Raw genomic sequence first — 21,865 nt, 5'->3', positions numbered from 1 at the left:
TCGGCTTCCAAGAAGAGAATTCGACTCTGGAAGGTCTCGAAAGGGTCACAAAGCGACGCTTCCAGCCCGCGTCGCTCTGTCCGTTGTCGCAGGTTCATTTCACAGGTCGATCTGTTCAGAGATCGCCAAAGCGTCGTCCACTTCGATGCCAAGATTGCGAACCGTGCTCTCAAGCTTCGTATGGCCCAGGAGCAGTTGCACCGCGCGAATGTTTCCCGTCTTCGTGTAGATCTGCGCGGCTTTCGTACCCCTCATCGAATGAGTTCGGTATCGCCTGGGATCGAGCCCGACGCTGGAAACCCATTTGTCGACAATCTCCGTACTGTCTGGTCGACAACTGCGGTTTCGGCCTCATGCGACTTGGAAACAGATACTCTCCTTCGACGGGACCGCGACGACCTATCCCGGCGCTGATGGCAGCTCGAGTCTGCTCCGTGATCTCGAATTGTACTGGCCGTCCGGTCTTGCGCTGGACGATTACCGCCCGGTCGCGAAACGTGCCGGATAGTGCGACGTCGCCGACCGTGATCGTGACGAGGTCACAGCATCGAAGTTTGCTGTCTATGGCAAAATTGACCAGTGCCAGATCACGTGCCGCGCCTGACACCTGCAGTCGTGTTCTAATGCTCCAGACCTCGCACGGCTTGAGAGGAGGCTTCTGACCGACAATGTGGCCTCTGTTCCAGCTGGGCATGGTTCTTCTCCATGCCGCCCTCCGCAGCCGCAGCGCTCGACGTGAGCCCGCGAATTCTAGCGTCTCACCTGGAAGCGCTACAAAGGATCGGTTTGAAAGTTGTTGGTTGTCGGTGCCGATGAAGTGCACCTTCACAATGGGGCACAACCCGCCCTTAACGGACATTGATCGGAACCCACGGTCATCGCCCTCACAACCAAAACAAGCCTATGTCTGACGAGAGCAAGTAGGCGATCCAAAGCGATGCGCCCTTTAGTCGGGAAGGCCAGCCTTGTGGTAGCCTTCGACGAAGCGCTGGAGCAATTCCTCGTCGTCGAATTGCTGCGATGTTGCCCAGTGCCTGATGCTGAAATGGGGATTGCTCATCATGAAGAATTCCGCCTCCTGATGGGCTTCATCCTGGCGCCCGAGCTGCGCGAGGGCTGCCGCTAGCATGCGCCGCGACGTGGTGCGGTAGGTTTCCGGCTTGCGTAAAGCCTCGACCGCGGATTGATAGTCGCCGAGCGCATAGTAGGCTTGGCCCGCCATCCAATAATACCACCCCGGTGGGCGCGGATTGAGCCGCAATGCCCGCTTCACGAATTCGACGCCTTTGACCGCGTCGCCCCTCAAGGTGATGAGATCCGAGCGCATCGCCCAGGCATCGGCATGATTGGGATCGAGCTTGAAGGTCGCCTCGAACTCAGCATCCGATTCCGCGAAACGCCGTTCGTGACCAAGTATGATGCCCAGCACCCAGCGGTTCCCGGCATCGTTAGGGTCGAGCGCCACTGCCCGCTGCGCTTCCGCGAGCGAGCGAGGCTGGTTGGCTTCCTTCGGCTCGTCCCAGAACAGCCAGCCGAGCCAAAGATTGAGGGCCAGCCAGCTATGTGCTTCGGCATAGTCGGGATCGAGACCAATCGCCTTTTCCAGGAGCATGCGCGCTTCCCGCGCGCCTAACCCGGTCTGAAAACTGACGCCGCGCGCTTGCACGCAGAGGTCATAGGCTTCGAGACTCGTCGGCCGTTTGCGCGCCGGCCGTCCGGCCAATCGGCCGACTAGGGCTTCGACGATCTTGGCCGTGACCTCATCCTGCACTGCAAAGATGTCCTCGAGGCTGCTGTCATAGCGCTCGGCCCAGATATGATCGCCGCCGATTGCCTCGATCAGCTGCGCATTAACGCGCACGCGCCCCGCGGCGCGCCGGGCGCTGCCTTCAACCACATAGCGCACCCCAAGATCACGCGCGGCCAAACGCACATCGACCGACCGCCCCTTGTAAGCAAAGGTCGAGTTGCGCGCGATAACGAAGAGGCCGGCGCAGCGAGATAGGTCGGTGATCAGGTCTTCGGTCAAGCCGTCGACAAAGGTTTCCTGCTCCGGATCGTTGCTCATGTTAGTGAAAGGCAAAACCGCGATCGAGGGCTTGTCGGGCAATTCCAGCGATGCCAGTCGGCCGACCGGAGCGGCTCTCGGAAGCTGCAGGTTACGCGATAGCAGTATATCGGCTCGGCTATATTCTTCACCCGCTGCTCGCCCATAGGCTCGAACGCAAACGCCAGCTTCTGCCTGACTTCCTTGGACACCTTCTCTGAAACGCAGATGCCACTGGGCTCGGCGAGTTGCTGGAGGCGCGAGGCCACGTTCACGCCCTCGCCATAGCGATCGTCCCCTTCGACGATCACTTCTCCAAGGTTGATTCCGATCCTGACTTCGAAGCGCTGGTCTTCGGCGACGCTCGCGTTACGCTCCGCCATGCCGCGTTGAAGCGTGACCGCGCATTCGACCGCATCCACCACGCTGCCGAACTCCGCCAGCAGGCCGTCTCCCATAAGCTTGAAGATTCGCCCGTGTCGTGTTGCGATTTCCGGCTCGAACAGCTCTTTGCGGCCACGTTTTAGCCGGTCGAAGGTGCCCGCTTCATCCGCCTCCATGAGCGCCGAGTACCCGACAACATCGATGGCAAGGATGGCAGCGAGCTTCCGCTCCATGTTGGGCCTCAGTTAGGATTCGCGACACGCAAGCCGCAGGTCAGAGGCGGGTAGGATCGGCGCCTCCGGCGTGCCCTTACCGGCCTTTGATACCACAGATCACGCCTCTTGAGACCATGGATCGCGCGACGCTCCGGCTCTCCTGCCGCAGCGGAATGCAATGTCGGTTATGGTCCGCTTCGCCGCATCCGGCACGATGAGCAGCCCGGCTGCACGATTCAGAGGCTCGTCCCACAGGCGGGCCATTATCGTTTCGCCGCGCTCGGCACACTTTCTGCAGACGCCGCAACGATACGCCTAGCCGGTGCACCGACGGCGCGCCAGCCGCCGGCTTCATGGTTCTCGACAGCCCTTCCTGCCTGCGCTTGCTTCGCCCGGTCATTCCGGCAATCCCGCCTTTCGCAGCGCCGACGCCAGCATTTCCATGAGTTCTGGTCGGACGACGCTCATCCGCACGAATGCGCTGTTTGTCCAGCCCGGCGCGACCTCCAACAGCCGCGAGGCGGCTGCGCGTGCGGCATCCAGGCGGTCGAGATTGACATAGGCTGCGACGAGGCTGGCATAGAGGACGCTGAAGCCGGGCGCTACTTGGATCGCCAGCGTCGAATAGTTCACCGCGTCATCATACCGGCCAGTGAAGAGGTGGACCCAGGCCAGCGCCAGATACGAATGATAGTTCAGGGGATCGAAAGGACTGAGGCGAAGTGCCTTGAACGCGTGATCGCACGCACGTTCATAGATTTCGCTGTACATGTGCACCATCGCGCTGAAGCCGTATGCCAGAGCTAAGTTGCGGTTTAGCTTCAAAGCTCGATCGAGAGCGCTGATGGCCCGTGCGTAGTCATGGGTAATCGTGGCGTGAACGAACGCCCCCATCGACAGCGCCTGGGGATCGTCGGCGCCGATCGCCATTGCGATGTTGGCGTGCTTCAGCGCGGCAGCCCTGTCTTCGGGATGGAAGCCTCCGCGCAGAAAGCGCTGTTCGTATCCCCAGGCCGCATAGCCATGTGCGGAAGCGTAGTTCGGGTCGAGGCTCAAGACCTCGTTCAGCAGGCGCAGGGCTTCGTTGGTATCGGCCGGCGTGTTGGCGTAGGCATGTGGCAAGGCGCGCAGGAAGAGATCATATGCGTCAAGGCTGTCCGGCCGCTTGCGGCGCGCTCGGTCGATCTCAGCGCGCCGCAGGGTGGGTTCAAGCGTCCCGACGATACTCTCGGTCAATCGGTCCTGCAGGTCGAACACGTCTTCCGCCGCGCCCTCGAACTTGTCTGCCCAAACATGGGTTGCATCTTTGCCCTCGATAAGCTGTGCGGTTATGCGCAGTCTGTCGGCAGCCCGCCGCACGCTCCCTTCCATCACGTAGCGGACGCCAAGCTCTCTTGCGACCTGCCGGATATCGAGCGTTCTGCCCTTGTAGGCGAAAGTGGAGTTCCGCGCGATGACGAACAGACCGGGTATCTTCGACAGGCCAGTGATGAGGTCCTCCACCAGCCCGTCCGTGAAATACTCCTGCTCGGGATCACCGCTCATGTTGGTGAACGGCAGCACGGCGATGGACGGCTTGTTGGGCAACGAAGGCGATCTGAGCTGTTGCATGTCGGCGACGAACCGCTGGCGAAGAACGCGATAGACCGGGAGCGGTTCAGCGATGTTCTTGACATGCTGCTCGCCCATCGATTCGAAGCCAAAGGGAAGCTTCCTTTCGACTTCGCGAGCAACCTTACCGGAGATGTAGATGCCGCCAGGCTCCGCTAGTTGCTGCAGGCGCGCTGCGATGTTGACGCCGTCGCCGTAGCGATCCTCGCCCTCGACAATTACTTCGCCGAGATTGATGCCTATTCTCACCTCAATGCGATCGTTCGCGACGGAATCCGCGTTGCGCTCGACCAAGCTACTCTGCAGCGCCACCGCGCACTCGACCGCATCCACCACGCTGGAGAACTCGGCGAGCAGTCCGTCGCCCATGAGCTTGAATATGCGTCCGTGTCGTTCCGCTATTTTGGGCTCAAACAGTTCCGTGCGTATCGCTCTGAGACGCTCAAAGGTCCCTGCCTCGTCACTCTCCATGAGCGCCGAGTAGCCAACCACGTCAGCCGCCAGGATGGCTGCGAGCCTTCTCTCCAAGAATTCTCCTCAAGCAGACCAATCGGCCAAGGATAGCATACGACGGGTCGTGAATCTGGGAATAGTTCACCTGCGGGACGTGGCGTGGCACGGCGGCGATCTGCTCCTTCCGAAGGCCGACGCGGATGACCGACTGCCACCCAACCAAGCCGTTTGACGCGAGCTGGCAACTGCTGAGTAGGCGAAGTCCGCATCGCCTCGATCGCGCCAATTGCCGACCTTTCCGGCGCTTCTCCGAAGCTGGCGTTCGCGGTGTGGCCGGAATGCCACCGAACCTGCCGACATCATAGCCACGCCTCGAGTAGAGGCTTCGTCTGGAGCACCTCGGCACGGTTCCGTTCGCGCGATAGAAGCGGCGGTTGGCGATTGAGCAGCATGGAATCGCCGAATTCATGCGCGCGGTATCGATACGCGATGAAGGCTGCGGAGGCCTTGGCGAGCAGAGCATCGTCGGCAAAGGCGCGCAGGAGCTCGAAATGGCTTTCGCCTGGCTGGTGGACGCCCGTGAGAATCGCATCGACCACGCGAAGCCGCGTGCCCCGCGCGATGCGCCCTGTCGCAATGCCATTTCCGGCACGCACATTGCCGCCGGGATTGGCGGCTGCCTCAAGTGCGCGCACTACGCTCGTGCCGATCGCAATGATGCGGCTGCCGCGCAGCTTCGCCCGCGCGACCTGCGCCGCGGTGCGCCCAGGGATGCGGTATGGCTCGTCGAAGGGAAGGCGCGAGTCGAGCGCGGGATCGCCGGTAGAAGAGACGCCCGCAGCATGCGTGAGTGTTGCAAAGCCAACGTCGTGCCGACGCCAGGCTTGGAGCGTGCGCCAGTCGAGCGCGAAGCCTGCCGACGGCGCCTCGAACGCGACCGGCCCGGCGGCAATCTTCGTCCAAACATCCCACAGTGCCAACGGCTCGGGAACATGCGCGTATTGGATCGGCCGGCCGAGCTGCGCCAGTTCTGCAAGCACCGCTGCGCGGTTGCCTGGGAAGTGCAACTCGAGAAGGCGTGGATGGTCGAGAAGGCGCTCGACGACGGTGTCAAGCGAGCCGAGCCGGAGGCGATCGCCTGGTGACAGCGGAGGTGGAGGCAGCCGGTCTTCCGTGCGCGTGCGGTAATCGCCCGAGCCGAAGGCAATCGCCACGAAACGGGTTGGATCGGGAAGTGACAGCCAGCCCGCCAGGCGGATCTCGATCGCCTCGCCGCTTGGGACATGCGTGCCGTGCAAGCTGGCAGGCAAGGTCGCGGCGTCATTGGCGACGACCAGATCGCCGGGGTTGAACAGCGTCGCGAGTCCAGCTCGCGGCAGGTCGCGCATCGTGCCGTCCGCCTCGACGACGAACAGCCTGGCGGAGCGCCGATCGGGACGATCGGCGGCAATCATCCATGTGCTCCGGCCAGAAGGGTAGAGCGGACCGGCAACGCGTCGAGCATCTTTTTGATGATCTCGGCAGCTGCCTGCTCGGGGCGCTTCAAGGTCGCCGGATCAGCATCAGGGATCGCGAGCGCGTGCAGTGGGGTGTCCATATCGCCGGGGTCAAGCGCGAGGAACCGGATGCCGTCTGCTTTCGCCTCCTCGTCCCAAATCGCCGTCAGATGGGCAAGAGCGGCCTTGCTCGCGCCGTATGCTCCCCAGCCGGGATAGGCGTTCACCGCGGCGTCGCTGGAAATGTTGATGACCAGCGCGCCGCGGCCCTCGCGTGCGGACGCGGCAAGCGCACCGAACAGGGCTTTCGTCAGCCGGAAGGCGCCGACGAGATTGACCGCGAGCGCCATTTCCAGCTCCTCGCACTCGGTATCGGCGAGGAGCGCCAGAGGGACAGGGCCGAGGCTCGACGCATTGTTGATCAGGACATCGAGCCCGCCGAGGCTGGCAGTAACCTGCAACGCGATCGGGTAGATGTCCGCCTTCTTGCCGACGTCGCCGACAATGCCGTGCGCGCCCGTCTCATCGGCGATGCGTTCGACATTCGCGGCGGTCCGGGCGACGAAGGCGACGCACGCACCCTGTGCGGCAAGCTGCCGCACAAGCGCCAGTCCGAGGCCGGACGTGCCGCCCGTGACTGCCACGCGAAGTCCCTGAAGTTCGATATTCGTCTGCATTGCCAGTGCTCCTTTAATCCGTATGCCTCTTGCTACAAGTTCAAGTTAACTTGAAGTCAAGCGGGAATTGTGCTTTCGTTCATGCATGGATTCCATGCTGACCATCACCGACGTGTCACGGCGCAGCGGCGTCGCCTCATCGGCCCTGCGCTTCTACGAGGAGCGCGGGCTGATCGGGTCCGAGCGGGCCGGCTCGGGACACCGACGCTATCCGCGATCCGTGCTGCGCCGGATCGCCTTCATCGTCTTCGCGCAGCGAATTGGGCTGACGCTCGAGGAGATCGGCGCCGAGCTGGCCAAGTTGCCAGCCGATCGCGTGCCGTCGCGTCGGGATTGGTCGCGGTTGTCAAGCCAGTGGACCAAGCGCATCGACCAGCGCATCGCCGAGTTGCAGCGCCTGAGGTCGGGGCTTACCGAGTGCATCGGTTGCGGCTGCCTGTCGATCGACCGGTGTAGCCTTGCGAACCCTGCCGATATGGCAGGACGCAAGGGGCCGGGGCCGAGGTATTGGCTGGGGTGAGTTGGCAGCGTGCCTGTCACTATTGCAGAACTCGGCAGCGCAAGACTTCGCCAAGTGCGAGACGGTGCGGCCCCGGTAAGGTTCAGCGGCGGTATTGTTCGTCGCTGACTTTCTCCATCCGCTCGACGGCCTTGCAATCGAGTGATTCCTGAATAGCAATATGCGACATTGCCGTAGTTGGGGTCGCGCCATGCCAATACATCATGATGATCCAGGAGCAGGCGGGGCGCATCGAAGAAGCTCGTCGGACGGGGCGGCGCAGCTTGTCGCGGCGCGGCCAACGTTCACCATCACGTCCTGGTTTAGAACGCAGTTCCGTAGGGATGTCGAGCGGATGGCCGCAGACATGGCCTCGCACCGCGCGGCCGGTGTCTCGGAACAGTAGATGCCGTCACCCGATCCGGGCTTTGGGATTTTGCGACTAAACGGCAGCAACGAGAGTCATTGTTACGCGTTCGCCAAGCGGAAGAACGCGCCACTTTCCGACCTCAGCACCTCTAAGCGCGAACGTCTGGTGTGATGCCCGATGCGCGCGTTCGTAGGGCCATCTCGCTGTTACATCGCGGTGACAAAAGCACCGCGACGGTGGCGTCAACCGGTTACCAAGGGCAGCAAATATCTCCGGCCTTCTGGGATTGGCGTGTCAGCGTCCCCAGAGGCTGCGTGGGCGTGTCGCCGGTTGGCTGTTAGCGCGGCGACTGGAACGCTCCACGCCTGGCAAGCGGGATAGCGAAATCTCGTGAAGGCAAGGTCGAGCTGCGTTTTCCGTTCTGTATCGGCGACGGGCGGCGACTGGGAGAGACGGATACCATGCACGTGGGGCGTCTGGAAGTTGGCAGGACATGGACGCGGGGCGGCCCGCGTGCAGGCGCTTGGCTGAGCGGTGCAATGACCACGCAGCGCCACCTCGCAGCGATCATGGTTTGCGACGTGGTCGGCTATTCGCGCCTGACGGAGCGCGACGAGCGCGGCACGCTCGAGCGGCTGAAGATCTACCGCAAGGACCTCCTCGAACCGCTGGTCTCTGAGCACCGGGGTCGGATCGTCAAGCTCACCGGCGACGGCATGCTGTGTGAGTTCGCGAGCGTCGTCAACGCGGTGGCCTCGGCGATGGCGATCCAGCAGGCCCTGGCAGAACACGAGGCGGAGATGCCCGAGGAAGAGCGGATTCGCTTCCGCATCGGCATCAATCTCGGCGACGTGGTCTGCGAGGAGGACGGCGACCTCTACGGCGACGGGGTCAACATCGCCGCCCGCCTCGACAGCATCGCCGACCCCGGCACCGTGGTCGTCTCAGGCACCGCCTACGACCACCTTCAGGGCAAGCTCGACTGCGGCTTCACGCCGCTCGGCGACCTGCGCCTCAAGAACATCGAGCGGCCTGTGCGCGCCTACCGCGTCGAGACCGACGCCGGTGCCTCGGTGGCTGCACCGCCTCCGCTGCCCGCGAAACCCTCGATCGCGGTTCTGCCTTTTACCAACATGAGCGGCGATCCCGATCAGGAATACTTCGCCGACGGGCTGGTGGAGGACATCATCACGGGATTGAGCCGGGTGGACTCCTTCTTCGTGATCGCGCGCAACTCGTCCTTCACCTACAAGGGCCGGGCGGTGGACCTTCGCCAGGTCGGGCGCGAGCTGGGCGTCCGCTACGTGCTCGAAGGCAGCATCCGCAGAGCAGGATCGCGGGTGCGCATCAGTGGGCAGTTGGTGGACGCGATCAGCGGACATCATGTCTGGGCCGACCGCTTCGAGGGCGACGTGAGCGATATCTTCGACCTGCAGGACAAGGTGACCGAGAGCGTCGTCGGCGCTGTCGAACCGAGCATCCGGCTGCAGGAGATCAAGCAGGCGCGCATGAAGCCGACCGACTACATCGGTGCCTACGACCTCTACCTTCGTGCGCTGCCGCGCTTCTACAGCATGACGCGCGAAGGCTTCGCCGACGTGCGCCGGCTCACCAACGAGGCGCTCAGCATCGACCCAGGCTTCACCCTGGCGAAGGCACTCGGTGCCTATATCCGCAGCCTGTCGGTGAGTCAGTGCTGGCACGAGCCCGACGATATCCGCGTCGCCGTGCGCATGGCTCGCGAGGTGCTGGCGGACGCGCGAGACGACCCGACAAGCTTGCGTTTCGCCGCGCAGGTAATCGCCTACAGCGCCAAGGATTACGAGACGGCGCTGGACACGATCGAACGGTCCCTGCTCCTTAACCCCAATTCGGCGCAGGGCCATACGGGCAGCGGCTGGGTGAACGCCCATTCCGGCCACCCCCTCGTCGCGATCGAGCACTTCCACAGGGCAATGCGGCTGAGTCCGGTCGACCCCGAGAAGGGCATCGCGCTCTCCGGCATCGGGATGAGCTACCTGATGCTCGAACGCTACGAGGAAGCGCTGGTTTGGGGAGAACGAGCGCTGCGCGAGATGCCGAATTACGGCTCCTCGCACCGGGTGGTGATCATGGCGCTGGTCAAACTCAACCGGCTGGACGAAGCGCAGGCGGCGGCGCGGCGGCTGATGGAGGCGTTCCCGACCTACACGCTCACCCTGCAGAGACAGATCAACCCGTGGCGGGACAAGGTGTTCGCCGAGCGTTACGTCGAGGCGCTGGGCATCTCCGGCGTGCCGGAGTGATCGTCGCGTTTGCAAAGATGCCCTCTCCTGCGCGTCACGTCTGGCCAGGCGACGTCCCTTGATCCCGCGTCGCTTCTGGAAGGATAGTTCTCTGGCCGGCTTGTCGAGAACTGAGCGCGTAGAGCAGCTGTGAACAGCCGGCGCGAAGGCCGACGGACGGTTCAGCAAGCAGGACTTCGCCTATCTACCTGATCAGGATGTCTATCGCTGCCCGTCCGGAGCGTTGCTGACCTACCACTACAGCAACGTCGAGAATGGCATGACGCTGCGTCGCTACTGGTCGACCGCAGCTTGCGCGGCCTGCCCGATCAAGCGGCAATGCACGCCGTCCAAGGAGCGCCGGATCACCCGATGGGAGCGCGAGCATGTCGTGGAGGAGGTCCAGCGCCGGCTCAACGCCAATCCCGACGCCATGCGGACAAGGCGCGAGACGGTCGAGCATCCCTTCGGCACGATCAAGGCCCGCATGGGCGCCACCCACTTCCTGACGAAACGCCTCCACAACGTCCCTTGCCTGCCCATGTATGGCCATGGTTGTTCCAGCGCTTTCGCGGCGTCAGCTATCGTGTTGACTACCGTGGCGTTGCGATCAAGGTAGATTGTCGGGCCCTCCTAATCGTTGCGACAGCAGGATTTGACCTGCGGGCGCCGGGTCGCTCCATCCTGGCTTGAGCTAACCGCCACTTCCGGCGTTTCTCCTCTCGATCGCGGAGTCGAGCAGCGACGAGCTGACCTGTCCTGATGACGACTGTCCCATTTCTGCAGTTGACGGCGAGCGGCGCGGCATTGCGGAAGCGCCGGCCCGCGCTGGCATTAATCAAGCCGATGAGCAATCCGCTGGCGAGTTTGCAATAGTCATCAACATAGGGCTACCGAGCGGGAGCCATCGTCATTCCAGATGGCTTTCATCGCCGCCTGCGCCGCCGTGATCCGAGGACGGCAGCGAAATCTTCCTTATCCGCACAAAGGGCATATAGTGGTAGGAACAAGAATATGGTCGGTTTCCAAATCTCATAGCCGGGCAAAGGGAGTTGAATGATGTCCACGAACAGCAAAGGTTTTTCGCGTCGCTGGGTCCTCGGCGGCAGCGCTGTCGCCTTCGCGGCCGGTCCGTTGGGAATGCCGTTCGTGCGAACGGCACACGCGCAGGTGGCGACCTACAAGGCCGGCGTTATTACCTCGCTGTCGGGCGAGAACATCCTCGGCGGCAACCTGACCAAGCGCGGTTACGACCTGTGGGCGGAGGCGATCAATGCCAAGGGGGGCGTCGAGGTCGCCGGCGAGCGTTTCAAGGTCGACATGTTCTACGGTGACGACCAGAGCAACCCGGCGACCGGCGCCGACGCCGCCGAGCGCCTAATCGTGCAGAACGAGGTGGACGTGCTGTTCGGCCCCTACACCAGCGGCTCGACCATCGCCGTGCAGCCGATCTGCCAGAAGTATCAGGTGCCGATGATTTCCGGCTCCGCGGAATCGCCGAACGTCTGGAAGGCCAAGCCGGAATTCAACTTCGGCATCATCCCGGCCGTAGACACCACTGCCGGTAAGTCGCTGGCCGTGCTGGCGAAACTGTCCAACCCCACGGCCAAGACGATTGCGGTGATCGGGGTCAACGAGCCCTTCTCGAAGGAAACCGGCGAAGGTTTCCGCGACGGAGCCAAGGAGGCCGGGCTGGAAGTCGTCGCCTACGAATTGGTGCCCGCCTCGGGCGACCTAACCCCAGTTATCTCTAAGATCGCAGCGCTCAATCCCGACATCGTCGCCGTCGGCGGCCATGAGGAGCCGCTGATCAATGTCGTCAAGACCTCGAAGTCGCTAAACTTCCGGCCCAAGGCGCTGATAATGCACTACGGCGTCACCGACCCGGCCTTCGCCGAGGCGCTGGCCGCGGACGCCGACGGCACCTGCGGCGTCTCGGTGTGGCTGCCATCGGTTCCGTACAAGGACGACGTCTTCGGCACCGCAAGGGAGTTTGCCGAGATGGCGCAAAAGAAGTCCGGGCACGAGCCCGACTACACCGAAGCGGCCTGCGCGGCCAGCGGCCTCGTTTTCGGCGATGCCGTCAAGCGACTCGGCAAGAAGCCGGCACTAACGCCCGAAGACAGGGTGGCGCTGAAGGACGCGATCGCGGAGACAGAAATCCAGACCTTCTATGGGCCGATCAAGTTCGAGAAGGAAGGCAACCACTACCATGACAACGTCCAACCGGTTCCGGTGCTGATCCAGATTCAGGGCGGCAAGACGGTGGCGGTGGGCCCGAAAGAGGCCGCGTCGGCAAACCTCACCTACCCGCTGCCGGCCTGGAAATAAGCGGCTTCGGACAGGGGGTGGGCAGCCTCATCGCCATCACCCTTTCTGGGGGAACGACGACGGTTGCGCGTGCTCAGAAAATAACGGACCATGCCATAGAGTGCGGCCGCCTTGCCGCGGCACCCCGCGTTTTTTTGGTTTGGCTGACTGACGGATGGTTCCCGCCTTGGATCTTTTCCTACAGACCTTGCTGAACGGCCTTCTGATCGGCGGCGTCATCGCCACCTTTACGATCGGATTCCAGCTCGCTTTCGGCGTGCTGCACGTCATCGATTTCGCTGTGGGCGGCTGGGTCGTACTGGGTGGCTATCTCGGCTACTACATGGCCGCCGGACTGGGCGTAGACGGATTCCTGGCGATCCCCGTGGCATTCGTGCTGTTCGGCGCCATTGGCTATCTGATTGGGCCGATCCTCTACAATGTCCGCAACAGCCGCACGGCTCGGCCGGAATTGATGGCGCTGGCGCTGACCTTCGGCCTGTTCACGCTGCTACGCGGCGGCATGCTGACCGCGTGGGGCTTCAATACCCACAGCGTTCCGACGGCGTTGAGCGGCGAGAGCCTTGCCGTCGGGCCGGTGACGGTGCCGCTGATCCGCGTGGCGGCGGCGGCGTTCGCCATCGCCATCGCCGGCGGGCTGTTCCTGTTCCTCTACCGCACCCGCTATGGGTTGGCGATCCGAGCGACGGCCGAAAACCGGCAGAACGCTGCGCTGATGGGCGTCAACATTCGCCGCCTCAGCGCCAATGTGTACGCGCTCTACGCAGGCATCACCGCCATGGCCGGCGTGCTGATGGGTGCAATTTTTTCAGTCAATCCGGAGGTCGGCCTGCGCTATACGCTGTTCGCGTTCTTCGTGGCGGTGCTTGCCGGGTTGGGCTCCGTCGGCGGTGCCCTTGTCGCCGCCTTGCTGCTCGGCGTCATCGAAGCCTTCGTCGCGACCTATGTCGGGTCGAGCTATTCGCTGCTGGCGATCTTCGCCACGCTGTTCCTCGTCCTGCTCCTGTCCCCGAGCGGGATCCTGCGACACGGCCTGTGAGGCCGGACATGAAGCAACGCCGGACCGGCCTCCTCCTGCTGATTGGGGTGATCATTGTGCTGGCGCTCCTGCCGATGCTGGTCAACAACTACTGGCTGCGCATCGCCACCGGCGCGCTGATGTGGGCGGGGCTGGCCTGCTCCTGGAACATGCTCGGCGGCTATGCCGGCTACATCAATTTCGGCCATTCGGCTTTCTTCGGGCTCGGCGCCTATGTCACGGCGCTGCTGATGGGCGACAAACTCGCCTGGCCCTTCTTTGCCACCGTCCCGGCCGGTATCGTGGTGACGGCGCTGTTTGCCATCATGATCGGCGCGCCGACACTTCGCCTGCGCGGCGCCTATTTCGCTATAGCCACCTGGGCCTTCGCCGAGGTGCTCATCCAGTTCACCTCGGTGATGGACTTTACCGGCGGCATTGGCGGAATTGGGCTGCCGCCCTTTCTCGACGAGCGCTTCTTCTACTTCGCCATGTTCGGCGCGGCTGCGCTGACCTACCTTATCACCTGGGCGCTGTTCGAGCGGTCGCGTTTCGGGCTGAAGGTCAAGGCGCTGCGCGACCACGAGCCGGCTGCCGAGGCAATCGGTATCAACACGTCGCTGGTCAAGCTGCAAACCTTCGTACTCAGCGCCGTTACCGCTTCGGTGTTCGGCGCGATCTTCGCCTACTGGGTCACCTTCATCAATCCGAAAAGCGTCTTCGGCGGCGACATCACCGACCAGATGGTGGTAATGGTGCTGCTGGGCGGGTTAGGCAGCCTGTGGGGGCCGGCACTGGGCGGTGTAGGGCTGTTCGTCGTCAACCGCGTGATCTGGATGTACTGGGGCGACACCGCCTTCTACATCGCCATATTGGGCGCGGCCATCGTGTTGGTGGTGGTGTTCATGCCGAACGGCATCGCCGGTCTGTTTTCGCGGCACGGGGCCAAGTCCGGCGCCGTGCTGGACAAGGCGGTCGGCAAGGTTGTCGGCGACGGCCATGGAGGGCCCAATTGAGCGTGGTCGAGGGCAAAACGGCCGGGGCCGGCGACCCTATCCTCGTCGTGCGCGAACTCTACCGCCATTTCGGCGGCATCAAGGCTGTTAACGGTGTGTCTCTGGAGGTCGGTCGGCGCGAGATCGCCGGCCTGATTGGGCCCAACGGGTCCGGCAAGTCGACTCTGTTCAGCCTGGTGTCGGGCACGGTGGCGCCGGATCGTGGCCAGATCCGCTTCGACGGTCACGAAATTGGCGGCCGAAAGGCTCACGCGATCGCGCGGCTGGGGCTTGCGCGCACCTTCCAGATTCCGGCCATGTTCGACAATATGAGCGTCACCGAAAACCTGCTAGCGGCAGCGGCCGAGGGCCATTGGCAGGGCGCCCGTGATCGGGCAGCCGAAACGCTGGCGCTGCTCACGCTGGACCATGTCGCCGACAATCGCGCTTCGGACCTTTCGGGCGGCCAGCAGAAGCTGCTGGAGTTCGGGCGCGTCATCATGCGACAGGCCACGCTCATTTTGCTCGACGAGGTGACGGCGGGGGTGCATCCCAACATCCGCAAGATCATCCTAGAGGCCATCGCGCGGCTGCGCGAACACGGCATCACCTTCCTGGTCATCGAGCACGACATGGAGATGGTACGCAACGTGTGCGATCGCATCATCGTCATGGATGCAGGGCGCGTCGTGGCCAGCGGCTCTTTTAACGACATCGTTCGCAATTCGGAAGTTATGCAGACCTATCTGGGGCGGCCGCAATGAGCACCACCCTCACCGCCGAAAACATCGTCACCGGCTACGGCAAGCAGGAGATCGTCCATGGCGTTTCACTAAGCGCGGAGGCTGGTAAGATCACCTGCATCTTCGGACCGAACGGCTGTGGCAAGTCGACCCTGCTCAAGGCGATTGCCGGCGCCCTGCCGGTGTGGAGCGGCACGGCCAGCCTGGGCGATGCAACGCTCTCCAACCTTGCCGTCCATGAGGTGGTGCGCCAGGGGCTGGTGCTGATGCCGCAGGGCGGCGGTGTGTTTCCGCGCCTCACAGTGATAGAGAATTTGCGCATGGGGGGCTACGCCATCGCGGACAGCCGGCTAGTCGAACAGCGCATCGAGGCGGTGATCGAGCAATATCCTTCTTTGGCGCGGCGACGGCGAACCGCGGCCGGTTCGCTTTCTGGCGGCGAGCAGGCAATGCTTGGGCTGGGGCGAGCGCTGGTCTCGGAACCGCGCTTCATTCTGCTCGACGAGCCTTCCGCCGGATTATCGCCGGCCATGGTCATCGAGACGCTCGAGCGCATTGGCAGCCTCACCGCGCACGGCATCGGCATCGTGATGGTGGAGCAGAATATCCGTGAGGCGATGCCGATGGCAGACAAGCTTTACATCCTGGCGGCCGGCGAAAGGCGCTTCGAGGGAAAGCCTCAGGATGTGCGCGACGATCGGCAGATCATGGATATTTATATGGGTGGAGCGTGAGAGGGCATTTGCAGTTCGGTCGGTCCTGGACGTGAGATTGCCGAGAGTCGAAGAGAGAAGCCTGTCTGCTCATGGCATCTCGCCTTCAGCGACGATGTCCACCTCATCATCACGCTCCCCGCTCGTCTGGCCAACCGGAATATCGCCGGCGAGCAGCTTGTCTTTGGCAGCAGGCCAGCGTCCTCGAGTGCCTCGAAATCCGGCAGGTCGCGCAACGTGTCAAAGCCGAAGTGGGTCAGGAACTTATTGTGACACCAATTAGTCAGGAGACGCCGAGCTGGCGTGTCTTTGAACATTTGCGACGCATCTTGTCCTGGCAATGCACGAGTTTGTTGCCTGCTCGCACAAAGTGCTCGAAACCGGTAAGGTCCTGGGTTAGAAGAGCTGGCAGGATGCCCCTTATGAAAAACCCGACGATGGACGATACCGACGATGGGCGCCCGAATGGCGGACGCAGCGCTCTGTTCACGCCGCCCGGCGATGCGTCCGGCGCGGAGCGGGTTTCGCGCCGGCGCAAGGCGCTGCTGTCGTCCTCGATGGTCGGCTCGACCAATCGCGGCCGTGTGCTGCAGGCCCTGTTCGATCTTGGGCCGACGAGCAGGGCTGAACTGGCCCGCCTGGCCGGGGTCAACCGCACCACCATTTCCGGAATCGTGCAGCCGCTGATCGACGATCAGGTGCTGGTCGAGAGCGACCCGGTTCCTCCCAGTCCGGGCGGCGGCAAGCCGGCCCGGCCGCTGTGGTTCTCGCCCAATGCCCGTCCGATCTGCGGTGTGCTGCTGATGCCGGATGCCGTGCATGCCTGCGTGGCGACGCTCGACGGCAAGATCGAATCGGAACGCAAGATGGCCCTGCCGGACGGCAGGGGGCCGGTCCGGCCAATCATCGAGTCGATCGCTGAATGCGTCGGCGACACTCTCTCCAGGGCGCGGCGCATGCCTCTCGGGATCGGTGTTGGCGTCGGCGGCATGGTTGACACCGATCGCGGGTCGATCGTCGCTGTCAATCTCGCGCCGGCGCTCGACCGCTACCCGCTCGCCGACGATCTCGGGCGACGCTTCGGCCTGCCGGTCAAGCTCGACCATCATCCGCGCGCCTTGCTGGTCGGCGACCGCTGGTTCGGCGCCGGGCGCGGCGTCAGGCAATTCGCGGTCGTCTACACGGGCGAGGTGCTGGGCGGCGCACTCTATTTCGACGGGCACCTCTATCGTGGCACGGCAGGCGCAGGCGGCGAACTCGGACACACTTTCGTGCAGCTCGACGGCGAGCCCTGCCGCTGTGGCAGGCGCGGCTGCTGGGACACCATTGCCACCTTGAGCTGGCTCCGGCGGGAGGCCGCCCGCACGGCTCTGCCAGAGCCAGACCTGATCGACTCGGCCCGCCTCGTCGACATGGCGGCGCGGCGGCTGCCGGGAGCGGCTGAGCTGCTCGACCGCTATGCCCGCAACGTCGCCGTCGGCATCGCCAATCTGCAGCAGACGGTGGCGCCCAACATTTTCATCATGCATGGCGATGTCGTGCTCGGCGGCGATTGCCTGCTCGGCGCAATCGCGGAGCATGTCCGCGCCATGGTTCCGTCACGACCCGGCGGCGCGATCGAATTCATTGCCGGCGATGCAGGTGACCGGGCCGCCCTCCTAGGCGCAGCCGGTCTGGTGATTTCCGAGCTGCTGCAGCTTCCGATCTAGGTATTCCGACACCCAACTATCCAGCGAGCCCCGGATAGCTTTGGAACCAGGGCTGCATACGTTCGAACTGAGCCGCCATCGCCAGAACGGTTTCGTCGGCGTGCCGCCGCCCGATGATCTGCAGGCCGACCGGCAGGCCCTGCGCCGTCAGGCCGGCCGGAACCGAAATCGCCGGATGGCCGGTATAGTTGATCGGATAGGTCATGCACCAGCCGATCAGCGGATCGACCGCCTCGCCATTGATCGATGTCGGCCCGATCGTGTTGCCGTCGGGGGCATTCTTGACGGGCGGAACGGCCAGCGTCGGCGAGACGATCAGGTCATGGGTTTCGAATACATCCTCGAGGCCGTCAAGGACGCCGGTGCGCAAAAGATCGTCGAGCGCATGGTCGACGGCGGACACCTTGTAGGCGCCCTCCAGCATGGCGAGGAACTGCGGGGTGAGCACCTTGGCGTGCTTGCCCATTAGGTCGATGCCCTCCTGTTTCCAGTACACGGCGATGGCAGCATAGTGGATCGAGATCGTGCGCACCCAAAGCGCAGCCAGTTCCTTGTGATCGGCCCTGAAATCGAGCTCGACCTCATCAACCTCAATGCCATGTGCTCGCATGACATCGACTGCCCGGGCAACGACGGTGGCGACCCCGGCTTCGACCGGAAAATTGCCCAGTCGCGGGCTGTAGGCCACGCGCAGTTTCGGCGTCCGCCCGGCAACGGCGCCGACATAGTCAACGCCGTGATCCGGCAGGCAGAACGGGTCGCGGTTGTGAGGCCCGGCCATGATCTTGGTCATCAGCGCGGCGTCCGCAACGGTGCGGGTCAGCGGTCCGATATGGACCAGAGGATGTCCCCACAAGAAGGCGTCGGGGCGAGTCACCGAAGGAATGCGGCCGAAAGAGGGCTTGAAGCCGACGGTGCCGCTGAACGAGGCGGGGATGCGGACCGAACCGCCGCCGTCCGTGCCTTGCGCCAGGGCCGCCATGCCGTCGCCGACCGCTGCCGCACTGCCGCCGGACGAGCCGCCGGAATTGTAGCCGATCGCGAAGGGCGTGCTGGTCGGCCCGAAGCGCAGATTGTCGGTGATACCTTTATGGCCGAACTCCGGCGTGTTGGTCTTGCCGAGCACGATGGCGCCTGCGTCGAGCAGGCGCTCGACCGCCACAGCACTTGTTTTGGGCACCCGGTCGTGCACCGCCCACGACCCCATCGAGGTCGGCACGCCGGCCATATCGTCGAGGTCCTTGATGCCGACGGGGACGCCATGCAGCGGTCCAAGCGAACCGCCTGCCATCACGGCCTTTTCGGCGGCCCGCGCAGCTTCCATCGCCTGGTCGCCGAGAACCAGCGTATAGGCGTTGACCACCGGGTTGCGCGCCTCGATGCGGCGCAGATAGGCCTCGGTTACTTCAACCGGCGACAGGTCGCGGCGCCGGATGCGCTGGGCCAGTTCCGTGGCCGGCAGGAAACAGATCTGGTCGTCTGCAGAAGTCATAAGCCGTTCCAGCTTGTTGGGTGCTATTTGATGAACACTGGATTTGCCGCGCCGCCGGTGCCCTTGCTCACTTTGACCGGACTGGCGCAGTAGAAGCCTTCGTAGCGGCGGTCCGAGGCACAGTCGGCGGCCAGCAGGTCGAGCGATGCCATTTCGGTGAACGCCACGCCCAGATTGCGCATCAGCGCGGCGTGCAGCACCAGCATCAACCCGGTCTCGGGCTCGTAGGTTGTCTCGTTGGCCAGTGTGTCGGTAACCAGACAGGGGATCTGCATCTGGTCGAACCAGCGCACGAGGTCGAGGCTGAAGGTCAGTCCGGGTTCCCAATATCCATCGCCGACGCGCTGGCTTCCCGCCGCCAGTGCGCCGACCCAGCCGGTGCGAACGAGAAGGATGCTGCGCGGCAGGATATCGACCGCTTGGGCCCGGGCGCATTCCATGAGGTCGCGATGCGTGAATGTTTCAGCGCGCTCAAGGGCCGGTTTGCCGCGGAACCGGGCGATGTCGAGCAGCACGCCGCGTCCGACGATCCCGCGCTCCGCGATCGGCATGATGCTGGCCTTGGTCATGCCGCCATTGGTACTGCTTGCCGCGAAGCCGTTCCAAAGCGTGTCGTCGAACCACATGTGGCCGAGCGCGTCGCAATGCGTGCCGGCCTGTGCGAAGCTGGTGATATAGTCGTCTGCGAATTCGAGGCCGCCGGCAAGCGGTTGCCAGTGACCGTTCTCGAAGCCGGCCTTGTCGGCGACCATGAAATGCTTCGCCGGCCAGCGGCCGGGAAAGACGGCATCGCCCTCAGAAGTCCCGACCGGCACGCCGAGGGTGAAGGTGCGGCCGTCCCGCACCGACGCCAGGCCCCGCTTGACCTCGTCGGCGGTCAGATAGTTGAGCGCTCCGATCTCGTCGTCGGCACCCCAATGCCCCCAGCGGCTCGGCGCATTGCCCAGCAGCCGGCGCAGCGTCATCGTTTCAGCCGCGCTCATGCTTCCGCCTGCGCGGTCGCCGGCTGCCTGGCGCCGGTGATATAAGCGACGACATCCTCCATGTTGGTGCCGGAACTTGCGAGATCGGCGACCTTGCGGCCCCTGCGCATCACCACCACGCGGTTGCACACCTGCCAGAGATGATCGAGATTGTGGGTGACCATGACGATCGTCAGCCCCTGGGCGCCGAGTCGTTTGATGAGGTCGAGCACCTCACGGGATTCGCGCACGCCGAGCGCCGCGGTGGGCTCGTCGAGCAGCAGCAGCTTGTGGCCCCAAAAGGCACCGCGCGCGATCGCCACCAATTGGCGCTGGCCGCCGGACATGCGATCCACCGGTTTGCTGCGCACCCCGGGGATCTCGATGTGCAGTTCCTCGAGGCCGCGCATCGCGATGTCGCCCATCGATTTGCGGCGGATCCAGCGCAGCAGCGCCGGGCCGCGGCCAAGCGCAATCTCGCGGCCGAGAAAGAAGTTTTCGGCGGCAGTGAACGTGCCGATCAGCGACAGGTCCTGATAGACCGTCTCGATGCCGAGGCGTTGCGCTTCGGACGGCGGCGACAACTTTTGCGGCCGCCCTTCGAGGATCACGTCGCCGGAAGTTGGGTCATGCGCGCCGGCCAGGATTTTGATCAGCGTCGACTTGCCGGCACCATTGTCGCCAACGAGGCCGAGTATGTCGCCCCTGGCGATGTCCAGCGAAACGTCATCGAGTGCCTGGATGCCGCCGAAGCTGCGGCAGATCCGGCGCAGGCTGAGCAGCATCTTCTGCGCCATGGCCTATCCCCTCGCATAGCGGCGGCCAATACCGCCGAGCGCTACGGCGACGACGAGAAGGCAGCCGGTGAACAGGAACTGCGTGAAGATCGGCGCGCCGATCATGGCCAGCCCATTGTTGCCGACGGCGACCGTCAGCACGCCGATCAAGGTGCCGAGGATATGGAACTGACCCTCTCGCAGCGCCGCCGAACCGAGGAAGGCGGCCGAAAACGACGTCAGCATGAAGCTGTCACCCGCCGTCACCTGGCCGGAGCCGAGATTGGAGGCCATCAGCACGCCACCGATAGCAGCACAGGTGCTGGCGATGGCGAAGGCAACGATGCGGCTGCGATCGACGGCGACGCCGGCGCGGCGCGCTGATTCCGGGCTGACGCCGATGGCCTTGATGTGTTGGCCCTGCACTGTTCGGTTGAGGATCACCCACAGCAGCGCAAGCACGACGGCCATGATGATGACGAGGTGCGGCACTCCGGCAATCCGGCCGATCGCGATACTGGTGAATTCGCGCGACTGGGTGAGCTGCAGCGGAATTCCGCCCGAATAGGCGTAGTTCAGCCCGACGATGATGGTGCCCGTGCCAAGCGTGGCAATGAAGGCGTTCACCCCGATCTTCGAAACGACAATGCCGTTGACAATGCCGATGACCGTTCCGAGGCCGACGACAAGGAAGATGGCGGGTAGGATCGGCAAGCCACTGCTGCTCAACAGCCCGACCACGAGAAGCCCGCAGAAACTCGCGACATAGCCGATACTGAGGTCGAAATCACCGGCGACGAGGGGCACGGTGAGGCCGGCCGCGACAATGGTGCCGATCGCCATGTCGTTTACGATGTTGCGAAAATTGCCGATGGTTGCGAAGGTCCCCGGCTCCAGCACCGAGAAGATCCCCAGCATCGACGCCAGCACGATGATGGTGCCGTAGGTTCCAAGCAGGCGCATGAGCAACGCGCGCCGCTGTCGGGCATTGGGCGAGGCATAGCCGGTCTGCGTTGACGGCAGGACGCGGGGCGCCTCTGCCGGAGCGTGGGTTTCGGGCAGGGAATGATCAGCGGACATAGCGGCTCTCATGACAGCACTCCGGCCCGG

Annotated in this window: 16 protein-coding genes and 4 pseudogenes; 9 read left to right on the top strand and 11 right to left on the bottom strand. The window is 63.8% G+C overall.

Annotated features, from left to right (window positions below):
* Positions 1–99: 99 nt before the first annotated feature.
* From NKI58_RS26030 to NKI58_RS26010, 5 genes and pseudogenes are all read right to left on the bottom strand, one after another.
* Positions 100–694: pseudogene (locus NKI58_RS26030) on the bottom strand (tyrosine-type recombinase/integrase).
* 252 nt (positions 695–946) lie between these two features.
* Positions 947–2,664: pseudogene (locus tag NKI58_RS26025) on the bottom strand (adenylate/guanylate cyclase domain-containing protein).
* A 378-nt stretch (positions 2,665–3,042) separates the two neighbouring features.
* On the bottom strand, positions 3,043–4,785 hold the full coding sequence (locus NKI58_RS26020; RefSeq protein WP_352625632.1) for an adenylate/guanylate cyclase domain-containing protein: 1,743 nt from the start codon (positions 4,783–4,785) through the stop codon (positions 3,043–3,045).
* A 284-nt stretch (positions 4,786–5,069) separates the two neighbouring features.
* A complete protein-coding gene (locus NKI58_RS26015) occupies positions 5,070–6,164 on the bottom strand; it encodes an S-adenosylmethionine:tRNA ribosyltransferase-isomerase (RefSeq protein WP_352785701.1) in 1,095 nt (364 codons plus the stop codon).
* Complete coding sequence (locus tag NKI58_RS26010; RefSeq protein WP_352625753.1) at positions 6,161–6,883, bottom strand: SDR family NAD(P)-dependent oxidoreductase; 723 nt, start codon at positions 6,881–6,883, stop codon at positions 6,161–6,163. Before NKI58_RS26010 ends, NKI58_RS26015 begins: the two co-directional genes overlap by 4 nt.
* 85 nt (positions 6,884–6,968) lie before the next feature.
* On the opposite strand from NKI58_RS26010, the gene soxR reads away from it, so the two are divergent.
* The gene (gene soxR / locus NKI58_RS26005) at positions 6,969–7,403 is read left to right on the top strand and encodes a redox-sensitive transcriptional activator SoxR (RefSeq protein WP_352458231.1); all 435 of its coding nucleotides are present in this window, start codon (positions 6,969–6,971) and stop codon (positions 7,401–7,403) included.
* An 82-nt stretch (positions 7,404–7,485) separates the two neighbouring features.
* Here the strand turns inward: soxR and NKI58_RS26000 are convergent, their stop codons facing one another.
* Positions 7,486–7,635: a hypothetical protein gene (locus NKI58_RS26000; RefSeq protein WP_502897605.1), complete on the bottom strand. Its 150-nt coding sequence runs from the start codon at positions 7,633–7,635 to the stop codon at positions 7,486–7,488.
* 656 nt (positions 7,636–8,291) lie between these two features.
* Here NKI58_RS26000 and NKI58_RS25995 point away from each other — a divergent pair.
* The 7 genes and pseudogenes from NKI58_RS25995 to NKI58_RS25965 all read left to right on the top strand — a co-directional run bounded on the left by NKI58_RS25995 (position 8,292) and on the right by NKI58_RS25965 (position 15,837).
* Positions 8,292–10,037, top strand: coding sequence for an adenylate/guanylate cyclase domain-containing protein (locus NKI58_RS25995; RefSeq protein ID WP_352595132.1), 1,746 nt, complete (start codon positions 8,292–8,294; stop codon positions 10,035–10,037).
* Positions 10,038–10,170: 133 nt separating this feature from the next.
* Positions 10,171–10,545: pseudogene (locus NKI58_RS25990) on the top strand (transposase); the annotation flags it as partial.
* Between the two features lie 530 nt (positions 10,546–11,075).
* The gene (locus NKI58_RS25985; protein ID WP_352595135.1) at positions 11,076–12,347 is read left to right on the top strand and encodes an amino acid ABC transporter substrate-binding protein; all 1,272 of its coding nucleotides are present in this window, start codon (positions 11,076–11,078) and stop codon (positions 12,345–12,347) included.
* A 166-nt stretch (positions 12,348–12,513) separates the two neighbouring features.
* Entirely contained in the window at positions 12,514–13,386 is an 873-nt protein-coding gene (locus NKI58_RS25980; RefSeq protein ID WP_352853903.1) for a branched-chain amino acid ABC transporter permease, read from the top strand.
* A gap of 8 nt (positions 13,387–13,394) precedes the next feature.
* Positions 13,395–14,381, top strand: a complete 987-nt coding sequence (locus NKI58_RS25975; RefSeq protein ID WP_352595138.1) for a branched-chain amino acid ABC transporter permease — start codon at positions 13,395–13,397, stop codon at positions 14,379–14,381.
* A 2-nt stretch (positions 14,382–14,383) separates the two neighbouring features.
* On the top strand, positions 14,384–15,124 hold the full coding sequence (locus NKI58_RS25970) for an ABC transporter ATP-binding protein (RefSeq protein ID WP_156937422.1): 741 nt from the start codon (positions 14,384–14,386) through the stop codon (positions 15,122–15,124).
* Positions 15,121–15,837 (top strand): ABC transporter ATP-binding protein, encoded by a 717-nt coding sequence (locus NKI58_RS25965; RefSeq protein ID WP_352595141.1) that lies wholly within the window; start codon positions 15,121–15,123, stop codon positions 15,835–15,837. Before NKI58_RS25970 ends, NKI58_RS25965 begins: the two co-directional genes overlap by 4 nt.
* Before the next feature lie 69 nt (positions 15,838–15,906).
* Here the strand turns inward: NKI58_RS25965 and NKI58_RS25960 are convergent.
* Positions 15,907–16,082, bottom strand: a pseudogene (locus tag NKI58_RS25960) (SMC-Scp complex subunit ScpB); the annotation flags it as partial.
* Positions 16,083–16,238: 156 nt separating this feature from the next.
* On the opposite strand from NKI58_RS25960, the gene NKI58_RS25955 reads away from it, so the two are divergent.
* Positions 16,239–17,525, top strand: a complete 1,287-nt coding sequence (locus NKI58_RS25955; protein ID WP_352595144.1) for an ROK family protein — start codon at positions 16,239–16,241, stop codon at positions 17,523–17,525.
* Positions 17,526–17,541: 16 nt separating this feature from the next.
* Here NKI58_RS25955 and NKI58_RS25950 read toward each other — a convergent pair whose 3' ends face one another.
* The 4 genes from NKI58_RS25950 to NKI58_RS25935 are packed head-to-tail and all read right to left on the bottom strand — an operon-like array spanning position 17,542 to position 21,835.
* Positions 17,542–19,017 carry an amidase gene (locus NKI58_RS25950; protein ID WP_352595146.1) on the bottom strand — a complete coding sequence of 492 codons (1,476 nt, stop codon included), beginning with the start codon at positions 19,015–19,017 and terminating at the stop codon, positions 17,542–17,544.
* 23 nt (positions 19,018–19,040) lie between these two features.
* Positions 19,041–20,000: a cyclase family protein gene (locus NKI58_RS25945; RefSeq protein ID WP_352595147.1), complete on the bottom strand. Its 960-nt coding sequence runs from the start codon at positions 19,998–20,000 to the stop codon at positions 19,041–19,043.
* Positions 19,997–20,776, bottom strand: coding sequence for an ATP-binding cassette domain-containing protein (locus NKI58_RS25940; protein WP_352457238.1), 780 nt, complete (start codon positions 20,774–20,776; stop codon positions 19,997–19,999). The genes NKI58_RS25945 and NKI58_RS25940 overlap by 4 nt, the downstream gene beginning before the upstream one ends.
* Positions 20,777–20,779: 3 nt before the next feature.
* Entirely contained in the window at positions 20,780–21,835 is a 1,056-nt protein-coding gene (locus NKI58_RS25935) for an ABC transporter permease (protein ID WP_352624516.1), read from the bottom strand.
* Positions 21,836–21,865: the final 30 nt, after the last annotated feature.

Source organism: Mesorhizobium sp. M0522 (genome assembly GCF_040321085.1).
Classification (GTDB): Bacteria; Pseudomonadota; Alphaproteobacteria; order Rhizobiales; family Rhizobiaceae; genus Mesorhizobium.
Note: the sequence above shows the minus strand (reverse complement) of the source record. Positions and strands in the feature narration are given on the sequence as shown.